The organism is Streptomyces sp. WM4235, assembly GCF_001279725.1.
In the GTDB taxonomy this organism is placed as follows: Bacteria; Actinomycetota; Actinomycetes; order Streptomycetales; family Streptomycetaceae; genus Streptomyces.
Genome location: NZ_LGDE01000227.1, coordinates 31,747 through 49,621, shown reverse-complemented (window position 1 = coordinate 49,621; position 17,875 = coordinate 31,747). Strand labels below are relative to the sequence as shown.

Annotated in this window: 18 protein-coding genes; 11 read left to right on the top strand and 7 right to left on the bottom strand. The window is 72.8% G+C overall.

What is annotated here, in order from left to right; all coding sequences use genetic code 11:
- Nucleotides 1–11: 11 nt before the first annotated feature.
- Nucleotides 12–698, bottom strand: coding sequence for a TetR/AcrR family transcriptional regulator (locus tag ADK55_RS17625; protein ID WP_078999067.1), 687 nt, complete (start codon nt 696–698; stop codon nt 12–14).
- Nucleotides 699–761: 63 nt separating this feature from the next.
- On the opposite strand from ADK55_RS17625, the gene ADK55_RS17620 reads away from it, so the two are divergent.
- On the top strand, nt 762–2,378 hold the full coding sequence (locus tag ADK55_RS17620) for an FAD-binding oxidoreductase (protein WP_053679850.1): 1,617 nt from the start codon (nt 762–764) through the stop codon (nt 2,376–2,378).
- A 127-nt stretch (nt 2,379–2,505) separates the two neighbouring features.
- Here the strand turns inward: ADK55_RS17620 and ADK55_RS17615 are convergent, their stop codons facing one another.
- Both ADK55_RS17615 and ADK55_RS17610 read right to left on the bottom strand, forming a co-directional pair.
- Nucleotides 2,506–3,999 (bottom strand): hypothetical protein, encoded by a 1,494-nt coding sequence (locus ADK55_RS17615; protein WP_234350111.1) that lies wholly within the window; start codon nt 3,997–3,999, stop codon nt 2,506–2,508.
- Between the two features lie 126 nt (nt 4,000–4,125).
- Nucleotides 4,126–5,310, bottom strand: a complete 1,185-nt coding sequence (locus ADK55_RS17610; protein ID WP_053679847.1) for an epoxide hydrolase family protein — start codon at nt 5,308–5,310, stop codon at nt 4,126–4,128.
- Between the two features lie 158 nt (nt 5,311–5,468).
- On the opposite strand from ADK55_RS17610, the gene ADK55_RS17605 reads away from it, so the two are divergent.
- Nucleotides 5,469–5,981: a DUF1772 domain-containing protein gene (locus tag ADK55_RS17605; RefSeq protein WP_053679845.1), complete on the top strand. Its 513-nt coding sequence runs from the start codon at nt 5,469–5,471 to the stop codon at nt 5,979–5,981.
- Between the two features lie 151 nt (nt 5,982–6,132).
- Here the strand turns inward: ADK55_RS17605 and ADK55_RS17600 are convergent, their stop codons facing one another.
- Complete coding sequence (locus ADK55_RS17600; protein ID WP_324611188.1) at nt 6,133–7,026, bottom strand: alpha/beta hydrolase; 894 nt, start codon at nt 7,024–7,026, stop codon at nt 6,133–6,135.
- A 414-nt stretch (nt 7,027–7,440) separates the two neighbouring features.
- Here ADK55_RS17600 and ADK55_RS17595 point away from each other — a divergent pair, with 414 nt between their 5' ends.
- The gene (locus ADK55_RS17595) at nt 7,441–9,399 is read left to right on the top strand and encodes a serine/threonine-protein kinase (RefSeq protein ID WP_053679843.1); all 1,959 of its coding nucleotides are present in this window, start codon (nt 7,441–7,443) and stop codon (nt 9,397–9,399) included.
- A gap of 27 nt (nt 9,400–9,426) precedes the next feature.
- Here ADK55_RS17595 and ADK55_RS17590 read toward each other — a convergent pair whose 3' ends face one another.
- Nucleotides 9,427–9,849 carry a YjbQ family protein gene (locus ADK55_RS17590; protein ID WP_053679840.1) on the bottom strand — a complete coding sequence of 141 codons (423 nt, stop codon included), beginning with the start codon at nt 9,847–9,849 and terminating at the stop codon, nt 9,427–9,429.
- Between the two features lie 157 nt (nt 9,850–10,006).
- On the opposite strand from ADK55_RS17590, the gene ADK55_RS17585 reads away from it, so the two are divergent.
- The 8 genes from ADK55_RS17585 to ADK55_RS17550 all read left to right on the top strand — a co-directional run bounded on the left by ADK55_RS17585 (nt 10,007) and on the right by ADK55_RS17550 (nt 16,613).
- Nucleotides 10,007–11,206, top strand: a complete 1,200-nt coding sequence (locus ADK55_RS17585; protein WP_078999066.1) for a YihY/virulence factor BrkB family protein — start codon at nt 10,007–10,009, stop codon at nt 11,204–11,206.
- Between the two features lie 144 nt (nt 11,207–11,350).
- Nucleotides 11,351–11,782 (top strand): phage holin family protein, encoded by a 432-nt coding sequence (locus tag ADK55_RS17580; protein ID WP_078999064.1) that lies wholly within the window; start codon nt 11,351–11,353, stop codon nt 11,780–11,782.
- The gene (locus tag ADK55_RS17575; protein WP_053679838.1) at nt 11,779–12,294 is read left to right on the top strand and encodes a DUF3618 domain-containing protein; all 516 of its coding nucleotides are present in this window, start codon (nt 11,779–11,781) and stop codon (nt 12,292–12,294) included. The genes ADK55_RS17580 and ADK55_RS17575 overlap by 4 nt, the downstream gene beginning before the upstream one ends.
- A 326-nt stretch (nt 12,295–12,620) precedes the next feature.
- Complete coding sequence (locus ADK55_RS17570; RefSeq protein ID WP_053679836.1) at nt 12,621–13,154, top strand: type 1 glutamine amidotransferase domain-containing protein; 534 nt, start codon at nt 12,621–12,623, stop codon at nt 13,152–13,154.
- 122 nt (nt 13,155–13,276) lie between these two features.
- Nucleotides 13,277–13,723, top strand: coding sequence for a hypothetical protein (locus ADK55_RS17565; RefSeq protein ID WP_053679832.1), 447 nt, complete (start codon nt 13,277–13,279; stop codon nt 13,721–13,723).
- Complete coding sequence (locus ADK55_RS17560) at nt 13,720–14,718, top strand: cation diffusion facilitator family transporter (protein ID WP_053679830.1); 999 nt, start codon at nt 13,720–13,722, stop codon at nt 14,716–14,718. Before ADK55_RS17565 ends, ADK55_RS17560 begins: the two co-directional genes overlap by 4 nt.
- A 169-nt stretch (nt 14,719–14,887) precedes the next feature.
- Nucleotides 14,888–16,120, top strand: a complete 1,233-nt coding sequence (locus tag ADK55_RS17555; RefSeq protein WP_053679902.1) for a PP2C family protein-serine/threonine phosphatase — start codon at nt 14,888–14,890, stop codon at nt 16,118–16,120.
- A gap of 139 nt (nt 16,121–16,259) precedes the next feature.
- The gene (locus ADK55_RS17550; RefSeq protein WP_053679828.1) at nt 16,260–16,613 is read left to right on the top strand and encodes a PRC-barrel domain-containing protein; all 354 of its coding nucleotides are present in this window, start codon (nt 16,260–16,262) and stop codon (nt 16,611–16,613) included.
- A 117-nt stretch (nt 16,614–16,730) separates the two neighbouring features.
- Here ADK55_RS17550 and ADK55_RS17545 read toward each other — a convergent pair whose 3' ends face one another.
- Both ADK55_RS17545 and ADK55_RS17540 read right to left on the bottom strand, forming a co-directional pair.
- Complete coding sequence (locus ADK55_RS17545; protein WP_053679826.1) at nt 16,731–17,228, bottom strand: hypothetical protein; 498 nt, start codon at nt 17,226–17,228, stop codon at nt 16,731–16,733.
- A 1-nt stretch (nt 17,229) separates the two neighbouring features.
- On the bottom strand, nt 17,230–17,766 hold the full coding sequence (locus tag ADK55_RS17540; protein WP_053679824.1) for a hypothetical protein: 537 nt from the start codon (nt 17,764–17,766) through the stop codon (nt 17,230–17,232).
- Nucleotides 17,767–17,875 lie beyond the last annotated feature (109 nt).

Here is a 17,875-nt window from a genome sequence, read left to right as displayed (position 1 = left end):
GCGCAACGATGTCACGAAACGCCCGGCGTCGCCGTTCGATCCGCGGCCTGCGCCGCCGGGACCCCGAGGTCCGGGCCGTCGGAGGCGAGGGCCGCGCCGACGGCGAAGAGGCGGGCGCAGCGCCGGGCCATGGCATCGGGCGACTGGTCGGGGTGCTTGATCCACCAGCGGACGAGGGTCGCGACCAGGCCCTGCCAGACGTGGTTGAGGGCGTCGGCGTCGAGCGGGTCGGTGGATCCGGCGGCGCGCAACAGGTCGGCGGTGCCGCCCGCGGCGAGCCGGTCGACCGAGGCACGGTACGCCGCGGCCCGCCGGGCACTCTCGCCGTCCGGGGGGAGCGAGGTGTCGTAGAGGACGAACCAGGACTCGCGCCGCCCTTCGAGGGCGTTGAAGATCGAGCGCAGCACCCTCAGCGGCGTTCCCGGGGCGGTGGCCCCGTCCTCGGCGACGGCCTCGCGCATGGCGGCGACGAGCCGGTCGCCGACGGGGTCCAGGCAGGCGAGGTGGAGGTCCTGCTTGGTGCCGAAGTACTGGTGCAACAACGTCTTCGTCACGCCGACGCGCGCGGCGACGGCGGCCAGGGAAGCGCCGGCGTAGCCGTGGGCGCCGAACTCCTCGGTGGCCGCCGCGAGGATCTGCTCCTCCCGGAGCGCTCGCGGGACGCCCTTGGTGCCCGCTTTCGAACGTGGGGTTGCCATGAGCCGATATTATCAGTAGGTAATTTACCTCACGGTAAGTTCCCTCGATCCTTTGGAGCCCCCATGGCCGGCGCCACCCGGACGACGACGCACCACACCGCCCGCACCCGATCCTGGTGGGGCTGGGGGTGGGCGGACGCCCACCCCGACGACGCCGAGTGCACCGCCATGGGCGCCCTGTTGCCCGGCACCCTCGCCCGACCGCTCCCCGTGCCCCGGATATCCGACCTGCGCATCGACCGCCCCGCGGTGGAGGCCCCCCGGAGCCTGTCGGGCGCGGTCACCGCCGACCCCGCGGCGCGGGCCGCGCACGCGATGGGGAAGGCCTACCGCGACGTGGTCCGCGCCCTGCACGGCCGCCCCGGCCGCATCCCCGACCTCGTCGCCCACCCCGAGAGCGACCGTGAGGTGGCCGACCTGCTGGAGTGGGCCGGCGAACACGGCGTCGCGGTCATCCCGTTCGGCGGCGGCTCTTCCGTGTCGGGCGGTGTGGAGTACCGGGGCGACAGGCACCGGGCCGTGTTGTCCATGGACCTGACCGCCATGAACCGGGTCCTGGAGGTCAACGTGGCCGGGCGGGCCGCCCGGATCCAGGCCGGGGTCCTCGGGCCGTCCCTGGAGGACCAACTGCGCCCGCACGGACTGACGTTGCGACACTTCCCGCAGAGCTTCGAGTTCTCCACGCTGGGCGGCTGGCTGGCGACCAGGGCCGGCGGTCACTACGCCACGGTCCACACCCACATCGACGACTTCACCCAGTCCCTGCGGGTGGTCACCCCGGCCGGCGCCGGCACCTCCTGGCGGCTGCCCGCCTCCGGCGCCGGACCCTCCCCCGACCGGCTCTTCCTCGGTTCCGAGGGGGCTCTCGGCGTCATCACCGAGGCCTGGATGCGCCTGCGGGAACGGCCCGTCCACAAGGCGTCCGCCGCACTCGCCTTCGAGTCCTTCGCCGCTGCGCTGGAGGCGGTGCGCGCCATCGCGGGGTCCGACCTCGCCCCCGCGAACTGCCGCCTCTTGGACTCCGGGGAGGCCGCGCTCTCAGGCGCCTCCCAGGACGGTTCGTCGGTCCTGGTCCTCGGGTTCGAGTCGGCCGACTTCCCCGTGGACACCCGCCTGGAACAGGCCGTCGGTCTCGCCCGCGCCCACGGCGGCCGGATCGGCGAGTCCCGCGACGGCGGCCGGGACGCGGTCGGCGCCTGGCGTTCGGCGTTCCTGCGCATGCCGTACCTGCGCGACGGCCTGGCCAGGATGGGCGCCATCGCGGAAACCTTCGAGACGGCGGCCACCTGGGACCGTGTCCCGGGCCTGATCGACGCCGTACGCACCGAGGTCGGCGCGGCCGCCCTCAAGGCCACGGGCCATCCCGCCCTCGTCAACTGCCGTCTCACACACGTCTACCCGGACGGCGCGGCCCCGTACTTCACCGTCCTCGCGGCGGGTCGCCCGGACGATCAGGTCGCGGTGTGGGACCACCTGAAGGAGGTCGCGGGAGAGGTGCTGCACCGCCACCGCGCGACCATCACCCACCACCACGCCGTCGGCCGTGACCACCGCCCCGGCTACGACCTCCAGCGCCCCGAACCCTTCGCCCTCGCCCTGCGCGCGGCCAAGGGCGCCCTGGACCCCCACGGCATCCTCAATCCGGGCGTCCTCGTGGACCTCGTGGACCTCGTGGACTGATCCGACGGGACATGCACGGGCGGGGCCCGGCGGGGTCCGGGGCCCCGCCGTGGGTGTCCGCATGCGTGCCCGCGTCGACGGTCGGCGCGCTCCGAACCGGCGCGCCCGAGCCGGGATGCGCCGTGAACTACCCGGCCGTGAGGCGTCGGTTGACCTCCTCGGTCACACGGCGGTGGAGCTCCGCCAACTGCTGCGGGGTGAGTTTCGAAAGGTCCTCGCCGGCGGGTGGGGACGAGGTCTCGCGTTTGCGCTTCTCCTCCTCCCGCCGTTTGAGTTCCTTCTCCTCCGGCGAGCCGGGCGCCGCGTACGCGCAGCGGATGAGGGTGCCGTCGGCGCTCTTGAGGCAGGTCGCCTCGCGGCCCCCGATCTGGCCCCTGCCCTCCACCCGGTAGCGGATGTTCTGCTCGCTGCCGACCGTGGCCGTCCAGGTGCTGCCCCCGGTCGGGACGATCTCGAAGACCCTGTCGTCGTTGTAGCAGCAGACGTCCCGGTACTCGGCCTTGACGAGGGCGACGATCGTCTGCGGGGAGGACCAGGTCGGTTCGAGCCGGTGCACCGTCAGAGGGGCGAGCCCGCCGCCCTGGTGGCGGGTCGGGACGGTCGAGACCGCCACGACCGAACTCGCCTCGCCCTGCGGGGTGAGGGGGGTGACGTAGGCGCTGAGGCCGCCCTGATCGCGGTAGCGGAGGGTGAACTCCGATTCGTTGCCCTCGTTGGCGCCGTCCTCGGACTCGTCCCAACCGCTCCGCTCGAAGAGCCAGTCCGAGAAGCCGCCGACCGCCGCCGTGGCCTCGCGCTGCCGGCCCGCCAGACTCAGCGGGTACGAGGGGCCGGGGACGGCCGTGGAGTCGTCGAGGAGGGTCAGCTCGCCGGTGCGCCCGTTGTACAGGGCCACCCCGGCGGGCCGCTCCGTGACCACGAAGAAACCGGTCTGTCGCTTCAGCGGGACCACCACCGTGGGCGTGTCGCCCGAGCAGGTCACGTAGGCGTCCGAGGCCTCGAAGCGGACCCACCGCCTCTGTGCGGAGATCTTCCGTCCCAGGTTGTGCGTGAACCAGCCGCTGATCCGCGCGTCGGCCGCGTCCGTGTCGAAGGCGCAGCGTTGTTGGGTGCGACCGGTGCCGCCGAGGGGTACGTCCTGGACCAGGCCGACCTCGTAGCCCGCGAGCCAGCCGCGTCGTTCCACGAGGGTGGAGAACCGGTCCGAGTCGGGCAGGTAGGTGACGTCCGCGATCTCACCCGTCACGTCGCCCAGGTTCGGGGCGGCCTGCGCCTTGCCGACCACGTACGGGGCGCGGGCGGTGAGTTCGGGGACGGGCTCGGCGACGATCCGCGTGCTCTCCATGTAGGCGCGGTCCTGCTGGTAGGAGCCGTAGACCAGCCAACCGATCGCGACGCCCAGCGCGAGCACGAGACCGACACAGCCGACGGCCCGCGCGGCGGTTCCGGCCTCCTCCCGCCCGCCGGAACGCAGCCGGCGCACCAGCCACGGCAGCGCGCCGAGCCCCGCGACCAGGACGGGAGGCGCCAGCCACGAGAGGATCTTGCGCCCCTCCCACACCATGATCGTGGTGTAGTACGAGGCGTACCACAGCACGAACCCAGCGACCGCAACGGCCACTACCACCCGCCATACCCGCCCCATCGGCGCGCCTCCCCCTGTTGCCCCGGCCTCCATTCTGCTTCGGGGCAGGGGGAGTTGGCAGGTCTGCGACCAAATCGCCGGCGTGGGATTCCGGCCCCGCCGTCAGCCCTGCGCCGCCGCCCGGTACGGACGGAAGAAGGTGCGCAGTTCCTCGGCGTACAGCTCGGGTTCCTCGAACGGCGCGAAGTGCCCGCCCCGGGCGGGCTCGGTCACGCGGACGACGTTCGTCGTGCGTTCCAGCCATGCCCGGGGCGGGCGGACGACGTCACCCCGGAAGAGCGAGAAACCGGAGGGCACCTCGACCCGGCGGGCGAGCTGCGCGGGCGGGATCGCGGCGTTCGCGCGGTACATGCGCATCGACGAGCCGATGGTCCCGGTGAGCCAGTACAGCATGACGTTCGTGAGGATCTCGTCCTTCGTGAAGCTCCGTTCGACGTCGCCGCCGCAATCGCTCCACCCCCGGAGCTTCTCCACGATCCACGCGGCGAGCCCGGCCGGCGAGTCGGTCAGCCCGAACGCGGCGGTTTGCGGCTTCGTCCGGTGCAGGGCGGCGTAGGCGCCCTCGGCGGCGCCCCAGGCCGCGGCGTCGTCCAGCCAGGCGCGTTCCTCGGGCGCGAGGTCCGCCGGGTCGCCGGTGTACAGCGGCAGCCCCGCGTCGGTGCGGTGGACGGCGACGACCCGGTCGGGGTGGTCGAGCCCGAGGTAGCGGCTCACGTGGCTGCCCATGTCCCCGCCCGCCGCGCCGAACCGGTCGTAACCGAGTACGCCCATCAGCTCGGCCCACAGCCCGGCGACGGCGATGGTGTCGAGGGGCGGCCCGACGGGGCGGTCCGAGTAGCCGAACCCCGGCATGTCGGGCACGACCACGTCGAAGGCGTCCGCGGGGTCGGCGCCGTGCGCGCCGGGGTCGGTGAGGAGCGGGATGACCTTCGTGTAGCGCCAGAACGAGTCCGGCCAGCCGTGGCAGAGGATCAGGGGCAGGGCGGGCCGGTCGGAACCCTCCGGCGTCACGGCCCTGACGTGCACGAAGTGGATTCTCGGGCCGCCGAGCGCGAGACGGAAGTGGGGGAGTCGGGCGAGGGCCGCCTCCTGTGCGGGCCAGTCGAAGCCGTCCGTCCAGTGGGCGACGAGCTCGCGCAGGTAGTCGAGGTCGGTGCCGAGCGACCACCCGGCGTCCTCGGGTTCGTCCGGCCAGCGTGTCGCCCGCAGCCGCGCGTCGAGGTCTCGGAGTGCCGCCGGGGCGGTCCGGAGGGTGAACGGCTCGGGGTGGGGAGAGGCGTCCGACATGCAACACATCGTACGAGCCGCACCCTGCCCCGGGCCGGGCTCCCCGCCCGGAGGCGCGCCGATGATCCGATGCGGGCGACGTCGTACAAGCGGCGCTTCCGGACGCGAGAACGTCCGGCTCTTGGACTTCGGACGGCGGAACCGGGAGGCTGGGGATCATGCGCGTACACATAGTCCAGGGCGTCGCCCTGCTGTCCACGGGTCTGTTGGCCGGAGCGTTCGGCTACGGGGCGGTCAACCTCGTTCCCACCTTCAACGCCGTACCGCTCGATATGCGGCTGGACTTCCACGCCGAGCTGATGAAGATGAACGGCATCACCATGCAGGCGGCGATGGGGCTGTCGATCGTGAGCGCCGCGACGCTCGCCGTGCTCACGCGAGGTCGTGCCCGGTTGACCGCCGGCGCCGCGGGCCTGCTGACCCTGGTGTCCTTCCTGGTCACCCGGTTCGGCAACGTGCCGATCAACGGCCGCATCAAGCAGTGGGCCGCGGGTTCGGCTCCGGCCGACCATGCGGAGATCCTTGGGCGCTGGGAGGCGTTCAACATCACGCGCACGCTCACCGCGGTCCTCGCCTTCGCCCTGTTGACGGCCCTCGCGTCACGCCGGTCGCACTCGGACGCCGGCGCCCGATCGACGTCACGGGAGCGTCGACCTCTCCCCCGGGGCTGACCCGACGGCCCACCGACACCGCGCGGGTGGGGCTCGTGGAGAACGCGCCCGACGGGGCAGTGGCGCCCCGCACGCGGTGGCGAGGGCCGCCCACCCGGGCGAGCGGCCCTCGCGGGGCGTCAAGGGCGGCCGACGGGCCGCGCACCGGCTGTCAGCGGCGGTGGAACACGACCTCCGGGTCGGCGGGGGTCGGTCCGTCCAGGCGCGGCGCCGGGATCCCGCGCAGGTGCAGGTCGAAGAAGTCGCCGACGTACGCCCGCGTGATCTGCTGGGAGCGGGTGCCCGAGAGTGGGGTCTCCGGATGGGAGTAGCCCACCTGATCGCCGAGAACGGGCCAGTCGGTGAAGCCCGGGTGACCCGCGCCCGTGACGGTCAACCACCTCTTCCAGCCGTCCAGGTGCGGCCAGTTGTCCTCCCACGAGGTGTCGGGGAAGTCGGGTGGCAGCAGGGCCGGGTCACCGGCGAGCATCAGGAACGGGCGGGCGCCGAGGCCGCCTTGCGGTATCGGGGTGAAGAACGTGCCGTCCATGTTCACACCGGCGTCCACGCGCGGGTCCACGGCCATGGTGGCCGAAGCCGCCGCGCCGCCGATGGAGTGCCCGGCCATGCCGATGTGGCGGGAGTCGATCAGCCACGAGTACCGCCACGCGGAGCGCGGCCCGGTGAGGCGGTCCAGGACGAACGGAACGTCGCGGGCCCGACCGTCGGAGACCCGGTGCAGTGACCCGTCGGGGAAGACCTGCTCGCAGGCCTTGCAGGTGAGCAGGCGCCCGCCGGGGAAGACGGTGCCGTCCGACTCGTACGCGTGGTCCACCGCGGCCACGACGTACCCACGACTGGCGAGGTCCTCCGCCAGGGTGGTGAGCGAGGCGCGCGGCATCGTGAAGCCGGGGGAGAGCACGATGAGCGGGTAGCGGTGCGCGGAGGGTCGGGGCAGCGCGCCGGCGCGGGAGTGCGTACGAGTGGCGGCGAGTCGCTCGGGTGTGACGTACTCGCCGAGTCGGCCGCGGTCGGTCAGTAGCGCCTTGGCTTCCGGAACGGCCATGTAGGGGGCGGGAGTTCCGCTGGGCGAGCGCCGGGTAGTACAGCGACAGGAGCAGTTCCCGGTCGGCCGTGGGGACCCAGGGGTCCTTGCGCTCGCGGTCCACCAGGTGCAGGGTGTCGCGGCCCACGGCGAACGCGCCGGTGGGGCTCGGGAGTTCGATGCCGGACGTCCCGCCGGCCGGGGCGACCGTGGCCGCGGCGGGGCTCGCGAAAGCGAGGGGTGCGGCCAGGGCCAGCCCGGCCGCCGCGGCCGTCAGCGCGCGAATGATCTTCTTCATGCGCGCATCCTAGACGCTAAGGCAAGGCTTACCTAAGTGCGAAGTGCCTTCAGGTGCGGTCGAGTTCGGCCTCCCTGTTGCCGGACCGGGTCGCTCGGGTAGGTTTCTGGAAACATTTCCAATTCGATGGGGCTGACGTGTCAGAGCTGAGGGGGAGTGGGGCCGGGCCGCTGGAGGCGGGGGATCCGCGGCGGATCGGGCCCATTCCGTTGACGGGGCGACTCGGCGCCGGCGGTATGGGGCGGGTGTACCTCGGGGTCCATGACGGCCGGTACGTCGCCGTCAAGCAGTTGCTGGCTTCCGTCGTGGGCGAGGACGAGGACTTCCTGCGCCGCTTCGGACACGAGTTGGACAACCTCTCCCGGCTGCCGGCCGAGGCCACCGCACCGTTGCTGGCCAGTGACCGGACCGCCCGGCCGCCGTGGTTCGCGACCGCGTACATCCCCGGGATCACGCTGAGCAAGGCCGTCGAGTCGTACGGCGGTGGTCTCCCCGCCGACGCGCTGTGGCTGTTGCTGCGCGAAGCGGCGGCCGGGCTGAAGTCGGTACACGGCCTCGGGATGGTGCACCGGGACCTGAAACCGTCCAACGTGATGCTGACCTTGGACGGTCTCACCCTCATCGACTTCGGTATCGCCCGGGCCGCCGAACAGAGCCAACTGACCAGAACGGGCATGGTGGTGGGCACGCCCGCCTACATGGCGCCGGAACAGACTTCGGGAAGGCGCGAGGTCAGCGGCGCCACCGACGTGTTCGCCCTGGGGTCGGTCCTCGCGTTCGCGGCATCCGGCACGCCGCCGTTCGGCGAGGAGTCGGGGCACGGCGTGCTGTACCGCGTCGTCCACGAGGAACCGGAACTGGACTGCCTGCGGGAACTGGACCCCGTCCTCGCCGACCTCGTCGCCGCCTGCCTCGACAAGGACCCCGAGGGCCGCCCCACCGCCGGTGAACTCCACGAGCGCGCCGCGCGTCGGGGCCCGTTCGCCGAGCCGCTGTGGCCCGCGGCCGTCACGGCGACCCTGCGGGAGCGGGCCGCCTTCGCCGCGGGCGTGCCGGAGACCGACGTGCCGACGCTGCCGCTCACCGGCCAGGAGCCGGAGCCGGAGCCGTCGACGGACCAGGCCCCGAAGAACGGACCGGCCCCGAAGAACGGCCCCGCGCCGGAGGCGGACCCGAAACCCGCGCCCGAGGGCGTGTCCGTCGCCCTGCCCGCGAAGGGGCGGCGGCCCGAGCGGCCGCGGCGCCGTACCAGGGTCCTCCTCGCCGTTATCCCCGTCGTCGTGGTCGCGGGCGGCACGACGTTGGTCATCCAGAACCTGCCGTACACGTCCGCGCCACAGGCCGGCGCGCGGGGCGAGCGGTCCGCCCCCGCCGCGGTGCCCCCGGGCGGGAAGCCGCCGGCGTCGAGCGGGGCCCCGTCCGGTCAGGCGTCCCCCGTACAGTCCCCGGCCCCGGCGAGTTCCGGTGCGGACGGCAAGGACGGTGGGCAGGCCGGAGCGGGCGGGCTCGTACCCGTGGCCGCGGGCGGCGCGGGGGTCGGCCCGGGCGCGGGGACGGGCACGGGACCCGGCCCGGCGACGGGCCCGGTCCCCGGGGGCGGCGCACAGAACGGCGCCGGAGGCTCCGCGAACGGCGCGGGCGGCTCCGCGAACGGCGGCAACCCCGGCGGCGCCGGCAGCCCACGTCCTCCCGGCGGCGGATCGTCCACCGCACCCGTACCCCCCAAGGCCCCCGACTCCGGTACCTACCGCTACCGGAACGGCAACAAGGGCAAGTGCATCACCCAGGTCTTCGGGGCGTCGGACTTCGGCGACTGCTCCGCCTCCTCGGCGCGGTGGACCGTGCGGAGCGGGTCGAACGGAAGCTTCAAGCTCGTCAACCGGGAGAGCGGCCAGTGCCTGTACGCCAACGGCCTCGGCCAGGCCGTCTTCGTGGGCGACTGCGCCCAGGACATCGGCCGGCTGTGGCGTACGGGTGCGGGCGGCACCCTCCGCAGCGACTTCAGCGGAGGCTGCCTCGACCTCGGCATGAGCAGCGGTCTGGTCACGAACACCTGTGGTGGGGACGCCTCGCAACGTTGGACGAGGCAGGCCTGAGGCGTCCGCTTCCGTGACCGCGTCGCCTCAGGCCAGGAGCGAGAGCCGTACCGTGCGGCGGGGGTTGTCCCGGTTGGTGTCCACCAGGACCACCGACTGCCAGGTTCCCAGGGCCAGTTCGCCCCCCACCACGGGCAGCGTGGCGTGCGGCGGGACGAGGGCGGGCAGCACGTGATCACGGCCGTGCCCCGGGGAGCCGTGCCGGTGGAGCCAGCGGTCGTCGGCGGGCAGCAGCGAGCGCAGGGCCTCCAACAGGTCGTCGTCGCTCCCGGCGCCCGTCTCGATGACGGCCAGCCCGGCCGTCGCGTGCGGGGTGAACACGTTGAGCAGTCCGTCCCGACCACGGGCGGTCTCCCGCAGGAAGTCCGCGCAGGCCGAGGTCAGGTCGAGCACGGTTTCCGCGGAGCCCGTGGTCACGTCGATCGTCCGGGTGGTGAAGGTGTCTGTCACGGACCCATTCTCGCCCGGCGCGGCGGACCGGCGCCGCCGCCCCACCGGGTCCCGCCCCGACAACCGGTCTCCGCTCCCGTCCGACGGGCCGCGACCTCCGCTCCTCCCGGCGACGGCGCCGCTGATTGAGGTCGCGTATCGCGGACATCCGCTCGGTATGGCAGCGCTATGGGAACGCAAGCACCACGAGCAGGACCGGGCGGACGGGCGGCCGCCACACCGGCCCGCGGTCGTGGACACCGACCGGGAACCGCCCCGCGCGGCCCCGCCCGGCGACCGCGACGGAACTGTGGGCGGGGTCCGTGTGGACGAGGCGGAGCGCGATCGGGTCGGACCGGATCCCGGCGTGGAGCGCGACGAGCCCGACCGGCCCTCGGAGATGCCCAAGCGCGCCTGGGGCAAGGTGCTGAAGGGCACCCTGAAGGAGTTCGGCGACGACGAACTCGGCGACCGGGCCGCCGCGCTGACCTACTACGGCATCCTCGCGCTCTTCCCGGCCCTGCTCGTCCTCACCTCCCTGCTCGGGCTGGCCGGCCCCTCCACGGCGCAGCGGGCACTGGACCAGCTGGAACAGCTCGCGCCCGCCTCCGCCCGCGATGTGGTCGCCGACGCGGTGCAGCAGTTGCAGGGCCGCAGCGGCATCGGGTCCGCGGTCGCCGTCGTCGGTCTGGTGGTGGCCGTCTGGTCCGCCTCCGGGTACGTCGGCGCGTTCATCCGCGCCGCCAACGCCGTCTACGACGTGCCCGAGGGACGGCCCGTCTGGGTCGTGCTGCCGGTGCGGCTCGGCGTCACGATCGTACTGATGGTGATGGCCGTCGCGAGCGCCCTGATCGTCGTCTTCACCGGCGGAGTCGCCCGCCGGGCCGGCGACGTGCTGGGCCTCGGCGACACCGCGCTCACGGTCTGGTCCATCGCCAAGTGGCCCGTGCTGGTCCTGCTGGTCACGAGCATGATCGCCCTGTTGTACTGGGCGACGCCGAACGCCAAGGGCCGCGGCTTCAAATGGATCACCCCGGGCAGCCTGCTCGCCCTGCTGATCTGGCTCGCGGCCTCGGTCGGATTCGCCGTCTACGTGGCGAACTTCGCCTCGTACAACAAGACGTACGGCACCCTGGCGGGTGTCGTCGTCTTCCTGGTCTGGCTGTGGATCACCAACCTGGCCATCCTCCTCGGCCTGGAGTTCGACGCGGAGATGTCCCGCCGGCGCGCCATCATGGGCGGGCATCCGGCCGACGAGGAGCCGTACGTCCGCCCCCGCGACACCCGCGCGTGGAGCCGGGAGGAACGGGAACGCGCGGAGCACCACCCGGGGCCGGGCGACGAGTCCGACGGGCATGCGGAAGCCACCCGGGTCTGAGCGCTCATCGGCGAGTGCGTGCCCCGACACGGGGAAGACGCCACCGGTGGCAGACGAGCCGCCGCCGCAACCGCAATCGAGGCCACACGACGTACCGGGCGAGGCCATCGGCCCGCCCGCGCATGGGAAGGCAGATCTCCGACGATGTACTCCTCAGTCGACCCCTCACCCCACGACCAGGCGGACGACACCGCTTCCGCCTCGACGAGCGCCCTCGTGAAACAGGCTTCGGAACAACTGACCCTGCTGGTCCGCCAGGAACTGCACCTGGCCACCGCCGAGATGCGGGAGAAGGGCAGGGGCCTGGGCCTCGGCGCCGGTCTCCTCAGCGGAGCCGGGCTCTTCGCCGTCCTGGCCCTCCAGGGCCTCGCCGCGACCGGCATCGTCGCCCTGGCCCTCGTCCTGCCGCTGTGGGCCGCGGCCCTCGTCGTCACCGGAATCCTCGCCGTGATCGCGGCCGTCCTGGCGGCGGCCGGCAAGAAGCAGGCGGTCCGGGCGACCCCGCCCACCCCCGAGCGGACCATCGACAGCGTGAAGGCCGACGTGGCCGAAATCAAGGAAAGGGCACATCGATGAGCGACGACCACACCCACGCGGACAAGGACCCGGCCACCCCGGACGAGTTGCGCGAGCAGATCGAGGCGACCCGCGACGAACTGGGCCGGACCGTGGAGGCGCTGGCCGCCAAGGCGGACGTCAAGGCCCGCGCCCAGGACAAGACCGCCGAGGTCAAGGCCGAGGCCCGGGAGAAGGCGGCCGAGGTGAAGGCGGGCGCCCACGACAAGGCCGCCGAGGTCAAGGCCCGCGCCCACGACAAGGCCGTCGAGGTGAAGGCGGGCGCCCAGGAGAAGGTCTCCGCCGTGGTCCACGCGGCGCAGGACCGGATCCCGGAGCCCGTGGCACAGAAGGCGGCGTCCCTGACCGGAGCCGTGGAAGCCGGGATCCGTGACGTCACCCCCGAGCGGGGGCGCGCGGAGGCGAGCCGGGCGGCCGAGGTCGCCCGCCGCCACCCCGCGCTCGTGGCGGCCGGGTGCGCCGTCCTCGCGTACGGCCTGGTGCGCCGCTACCGGGGACGCCAGGGGAAGTGACCGGCCGGGCTCGGGTCCGGTTCCGGACCCGCTGCCCTCAGCCGACGCGGATCGCCACCAGCCAGGCGTCGTCGTCGCTCTCCTCGGGCGGGTACGCGGCCATGATGCGACCGAAGGGCCTGGTCGGGCTCGTGGCCGTCGCCGTCGTCCCCACAACCGTGCCCGGGGCCGTCGCCCCGCCGCACGGGTCGGGGGGAGCAATCGGATGATTGCGACACCACGAGCCGGGCAGGCGCGGGGTGCACGGTGAACCCACCGGCCCGGACCCAGGCCCCCGCACAACGGGCGGGGGACGCCGGAGCCCCGAACCGAAGGAAGTGAACGCGGTGCGCATCGCATTCCTGACCGCGCCCGAAGGCGTCGAGGAAGTCGAACTGACCGAGCCGTGGAAGGCCGCCCTGGAAGCAGGCTGGAACCCCCAACTCGTCTCGACGGAGCCGGGACAGGTGCAGGCCTTCGACCACCTCGACAAGGCCGGCAGGTTCACCGTGGACCACGTGCTCGCGGGTGACACCTCGGACGCCTTCGACGCACTCGTACTGCCCGGCGGCGTCGCCAACCCGGACGCGCTGCGGATGAACGAGCGCGCCGTCGGGTTCATCAGGAGCTTCTTCGACGCGGGCAAGCCCGTCGCCGCGATCTGCCACGCCCCCTGGACGCTGGTGGAGGCCGAGGTCGTACGCGGTCGCACCCTCACCTCGTGGCCCAGTCTCGCCACCGACATCCGCAACGCGGGCGGCACCTGGGTGGACGAAGAGGTCCACGTCTGCCACGCGGCCCCCGGCACGCTGGTGACCAGCCGCAAGCCCGACGACCTGGACGCCTTCTGCGCCGCCTTCGTCAAGGAGTTCGCCGCCTGATCCGCCCACGCCCCCTCCGTGCGCGGGCCGCCCGAACCCCCTCCTCGGCCGAACGGGCGCCGTACGGGCCCCGTGCACGCGTGGGCCGCATACGGGTCCGGGCCCCGGGCAGGCGAAGGGGCATGGACTACTCCACCACGCATCCCCCGCGGTTCCGCGTCACCGTCGAGGGAGAGCGCTTCACCTGTGAGGAAGCCCAGGGACTGGGTTCGCGGGGGGACGGCGAGGCCTTCGGCCCGGACCTCACGGTGACCCTGACCGGCTGTGTCCTCGCCGACGCCCCCGACGCCCTCTCCTGGGCCCTCGCGGAGGAGGCCGACGGACCGCGACCCGTCCTCGTCACCATCGACGAGACGGATGCCGGCGGACGCGAGGTACTCACCACCTGGCAGCTGACCGACGCGGCCCCGGCGCAGCTCCAGGGCGCCGAGACGAGGGCGGCGGACCACGAGGGTCGCATTCGGCGGCTCACCCTGAACGCCACCCGGATCACCGAGCTTCCGCGCACCGCGGGAACCCCTGGTACCGCCGGTGTCCCGGGGACCTCGGCGCCCGCGGACACGCGATGACACGGTCCGCCGGGACGGCGGCCGAACGCGACGGCGAAACCCGCATCACGGTGTGGGTGGCCCTCGGCGCGAACCTGGTCATCTGCGTGGCCAAGGGCGTCGGCGGCGTCATCGCCGGATCCCCGGCCCTGCTGTCCGAGGCGGCGCACTCCGTGGCCGACAGCCTCAACGAGGTCTTCCTGCTCGCGTCGGTCAAACGCAGCAGGCGCCCGGCCGACAAGCGCCACCCGTTCGGCTACGGCAAGGAACGCTTCTTCTGGTCCCTGCTCGCGGCCGTGGGCATCTTCGTCACCGGCGGCTGCTTCTCGGTCTTCCAGGGCATCGAGGCCTTCCGGTCCGGCGGCTCCGAATCGCACAAGGGCTACGTCATCGGCCTGATCGTGCTCTTCGCGGCGCTGATCGCCGAAGGGGCCTCGCTCGTCCGCGCCGTACGCCAGGTGCGCGGCGAAGCCCGCGAGGCCGGGCGCAGCACGACCGAGGAGATCCGCCAGGTACGGGATCCGGCCCTGCGCACCGTCCTGGCCGAGGACAGCACGGCCTGCGCCGGTGTCGTCCTCGCCATGATCGGCATGGCACTCCACATGGTGACCGGTGAGGTGGCGTACGAGGCGTGGGCCTCCATCCTGATCGGTGTGCTCCTCGTCTACGTTGCCTACGCCCTGGGCAAGGGGGCCAGGGCCCAACTGATCGGCGAGGCGGCCGATCCCGCCATGCAGAGCGAGGTACGGGCCCTGCTGCGGCGGCAGCCCGAGATCGACTCCGTCACGGCGCTGCTCACCATGCAGCTCGGGCCGGATTCGGTGCTGCTGGCCGCCGGGATCGACCTGACGGCCGGATACGACAGTGAGACCGTCGAGGACGCGATGGTCCGCATCCGGGACGAGCTGAAGGCACGGTGGCCCGAGTTGGACCAGGTGTTCCTCGACGTCACCGACGCCGCGGCGGCCCGCCGCGCGGCCGGGCGCGAGGAAGCGGAACACCCGGCGGGCGCGTGAGCCCCCCGAGCCCGCGGACGGGGGAGCCGAGGAGCCACGCGCACGCGGAGCCGGACGCCGGCGGGTGCGGCGCGCGTCGACGGCGAAACCCGCGCGCGTGTGGTGCACTGGATCCACCGGCGCGGGAGATGAGTCTGTGGCGATCGATCGGCGGGACGACAGCCCGACCATGCTGACCGGCCTCCTGGCGGCCGGCCACCTCATGCCCATGGACCTCCTGCCGGCCAAGGTCGCCGAACACGCGGCCCGGGCCGGCTTCCGCCACGTACGGATCTACGTGGCCGACATGCAGGAGCGCGTGCTCCGCGTACTGCCCCACCCACCCTCGGCCCCGCCGGAAACAGCGACGGCTCGCGCGGACGATCGCGAGATCAGGATCGAGGGCACCCTCGCCGGGCGCGCCTACCAGCACGGCGAGATCGTGCACACGGCGGCGGACCCGCTCCACGCGCAGTGGTGGGTGCCGATGCTGAACGGCAGCGAGCGGCTCGGCCTGCTGCGCCTCACCCCGGACGAGAACGATGCGCGGGCCCGCCGGGACGCCGAAGCCCTGGCCTCCCTCGTCGCCCTGCTGATCGTCACCAAGAGCGACCAGAGCGACGCGTACGCGCGGCTCGTGCGGACGGCCCCGATGAACGTGGCGGCCGAGATGCAGTGGCACCTGATCCCGCCGCGGACGTACGCGGACGGTCGGGTCGTCGTCGCCGCCACGATGGAACCCGCGTACGAGATCAGCGGGGACGCCTTCGACTACGCGATGACGGGCCCGGTCGTCCACCTGTCGGTGTTCGACGCCATGGGTCACGACACGGCGGCCGGACTGGCCGCGAACCTCGCCGTCGGAGCCTGCCGCAACGCCCGCCGGCAGGGGGCGGACCTCGTCGGCATGAGCGAGCGGGTGGAGGAGGTGCTGATCGAGCAGTTCCGACGCGGCATCTACGTGACGGGCGTCCTCGCCGAGCTGGACACGCGTACCGGGGTCCTGACCTGGGTCAACCGGGGTCATCTTCCGCCGCTCGTCATCAGGGGCGGCCGCTGGGCCGGCCAACTGGCCTGCCCGCCCGCCCACCCCATGGGCACCGACCTCGGGCTGCCCGTCCGGACGTGCAGGGAGCAACTGGAGCCGGGGGACTGCCTGGTCCTGTACACCGACGGCATCACGGAGGCGCGACGGCCCGGCTCCACCGAGTTCGGTCTCGCGAACTTCACCGACTTCCTGATCCGCCACCACGCCGACGGTCTGCCCCTCCCGGAGACGTTGCGGCGCCTCGTCCAGGCGGTCATGGGTCACCACGACGGACGGCTCCAGGACGATGCGACCGTGCTGTTGTGCGAATGGTTCGGCCCCGACGCCGAACCCACACAAACGGCGGCGGCGCGCACGGGCGTGGTCCGACCCTGAGTGCCCCGTGTGGGTCGGAGCTTTCAGGGCAGGCGACCCTGTGGCGGTTCCGCGCCTCTCCGGATCATCCCTCTCCGGATCATCGAGGACGCCGTGGAGAAGAGGACCGTCACATCGATTGGGTGAAGGGGTTGTTCACATGACCGGGAATGTGTGGGGTTACCGCGAGACGTCCGGCCGACTGGCCGATGTCGATCTGACGGGTTTCAAGGTCGAGGCCACGGACGGCTCCATCGGCAAGGTCGACAAGCATTCCGACGAGGTCGACTCCTCGTACATCGTGGTCGACACCGGCCCGTGGATCTTCGGCAAGGAAGTGCTCCTGCCCGCCGGCACGGTCAGCCGGATCGAGGTGGACGAGCGGCGGATCCACGTCAACCGGACGAAGGAGCAGATCAAGCACGCTCCCGAGTTCATCCAGGACAAGCACCTCCAGGACGCGGACTACCACCGCCAGATCGGCCGCTACTACGACGAGCCGCACACCTTCTGACGGGACGCCTCCCGGCGGGACGGCGCATGCGACGGGGCCGGGGCGACACCACCACGTGGTGTTCGCCCCGGCCCCGTCTGCGCGTCGATCGCGCGTCGATCGGGTCGGGGTGCGCGCTCAGGTCTTGAGGAGGCGGTTGAAGAATGAACGGTAGCGCTGCAGCGCGAGCCGCAGATCCTCCGTGGCGACCTGCTCGCCGCGTCCCCACTGGCCCTCGAGTTCCTGCTTGTGAGCGGAGAAGGTCCGGGCGAGTTCCTGCATCACCTCGGCCACCAGCGTGTCCGCGGACGTCACGGCCTCCTTCGGGTCGTCGACGAAGCGCCCCTGGATCTCGGCCCACCGCTCCCGGAAGCCCTCCGTCTCCGCGCCGGCCAACAAGGGTTCGTCACGCTCGTCCCGTTGCCCGCGTCCCTCGGCGTGCTCCGGCCCGTCCCGGACGTCGGCAGGCGCCTCCTCGTCCCGTGCGCCGTCCCGCGCCTCGGCGGTCTCGCTCTCCAGGGCCGTCGCCTCGCCGGGGTACACGGCCTGGGCGCCGGTCGCACCCGGATTGGCGAGGCTCTCCGTGGTCAGCCGGTCCTCGTCGCCCCGGCCCGCCGTGTCACCGTGTTCCCGCATGTCATCGGCCTCCTTCGCTGCTCAGCAGTTCCTCGAACAGGGCGCGGTAGTGGACCATGGCGCCACGGAGTTCCTCCGTGGTCGCCTCGGCTCCGCTGCCGCGCAGGTTGATCTCGTGGGCCGCGCGATAGTGCTCCAGGGTGCGGCCGTGCTCCACCGACAGGTCCCGGACCTGCCCCTGGTAGCCGTCGGCCGGGTAGCCGCGTTCGCGCATCAGGCGCGTCACCAGTTCGTCCGCCTGGGCGACCGAGGCCTCGGGGCGGTCCACGAAGCGTTCCTGGACGTCGCGCCACTCATCGGTGTACTGGACACGCCGCTCGGCGGGCAGTTCCTTGATGTCGAGCGTGTCGTGGCGTTGCTCGCGAGCCCGCAGCTCGCGATCGGCCGCTCTCCGGCCGCCTTCGGCCTCGACCGTGCGATCGTATTCGGGGCCGAACTGTTGCCGCAGGTGACGGCGGCGCGAGAAGGTCCACAACGCGGCGATCAGGGCGATCAGTACCAGCGCGGCGATGATGACGATGAGCGTGGTTGTCGACATGGCGGCCTCCAGACCGGGGCCTCGTCCTTCCGGCTGTAGGCGACTGCCCACGAGCACTCCGCGCAAACCATTGGCCAGGGGTGGGCGGTGGTCGTCGGCCTCCGATCGA

What these genes read in the sequence shown, in the direction of transcription:
- ADK55_RS17625 (WP_078999067.1), bottom strand. Translation starts at nt 698, where the DNA reads ATGGCAACCCCACGTTCGAAAGCGGGCACCAAGGGCGTCCCGCGAGCG.
- ADK55_RS17620 (WP_053679850.1), top strand. Translation starts at nt 762, where the DNA reads ATGGCCGGCGCCACCCGGACGACGACGCACCACACCGCCCGCACCCGA.
- ADK55_RS17610 (WP_053679847.1), bottom strand. Translation starts at nt 5,310, where the DNA reads ATGTCGGACGCCTCTCCCCACCCCGAGCCGTTCACCCTCCGGACCGCC.
- ADK55_RS17605 (WP_053679845.1), top strand. Translation starts at nt 5,469, where the DNA reads ATGCGCGTACACATAGTCCAGGGCGTCGCCCTGCTGTCCACGGGTCTG.
- ADK55_RS17600 (WP_324611188.1), bottom strand. Translation starts at nt 7,026, where the DNA reads ATGGCCGTTCCGGAAGCCAAGGCGCTACTGACCGACCGCGGCCGACTC.
- ADK55_RS17585 (WP_078999066.1), top strand. Translation starts at nt 10,007, where the DNA reads ATGGCAGCGCTATGGGAACGCAAGCACCACGAGCAGGACCGGGCGGAC.
- ADK55_RS17580 (WP_078999064.1), top strand. Translation starts at nt 11,351, where the DNA reads ATGTACTCCTCAGTCGACCCCTCACCCCACGACCAGGCGGACGACACC.
- ADK55_RS17575 (WP_053679838.1), top strand. Translation starts at nt 11,779, where the DNA reads ATGAGCGACGACCACACCCACGCGGACAAGGACCCGGCCACCCCGGAC.
- ADK55_RS17565 (WP_053679832.1), top strand. Translation starts at nt 13,277, where the DNA reads ATGGACTACTCCACCACGCATCCCCCGCGGTTCCGCGTCACCGTCGAG.
- ADK55_RS17560 (WP_053679830.1), top strand. Translation starts at nt 13,720, where the DNA reads ATGACACGGTCCGCCGGGACGGCGGCCGAACGCGACGGCGAAACCCGC.
- ADK55_RS17555 (WP_053679902.1), top strand. Translation starts at nt 14,888, where the DNA reads ATGCTGACCGGCCTCCTGGCGGCCGGCCACCTCATGCCCATGGACCTC.
- ADK55_RS17550 (WP_053679828.1), top strand. Translation starts at nt 16,260, where the DNA reads ATGACCGGGAATGTGTGGGGTTACCGCGAGACGTCCGGCCGACTGGCC.
- ADK55_RS17545 (WP_053679826.1), bottom strand. Translation starts at nt 17,228, where the DNA reads ATGCGGGAACACGGTGACACGGCGGGCCGGGGCGACGAGGACCGGCTG.
- ADK55_RS17540 (WP_053679824.1), bottom strand. Translation starts at nt 17,766, where the DNA reads ATGTCGACAACCACGCTCATCGTCATCATCGCCGCGCTGGTACTGATC.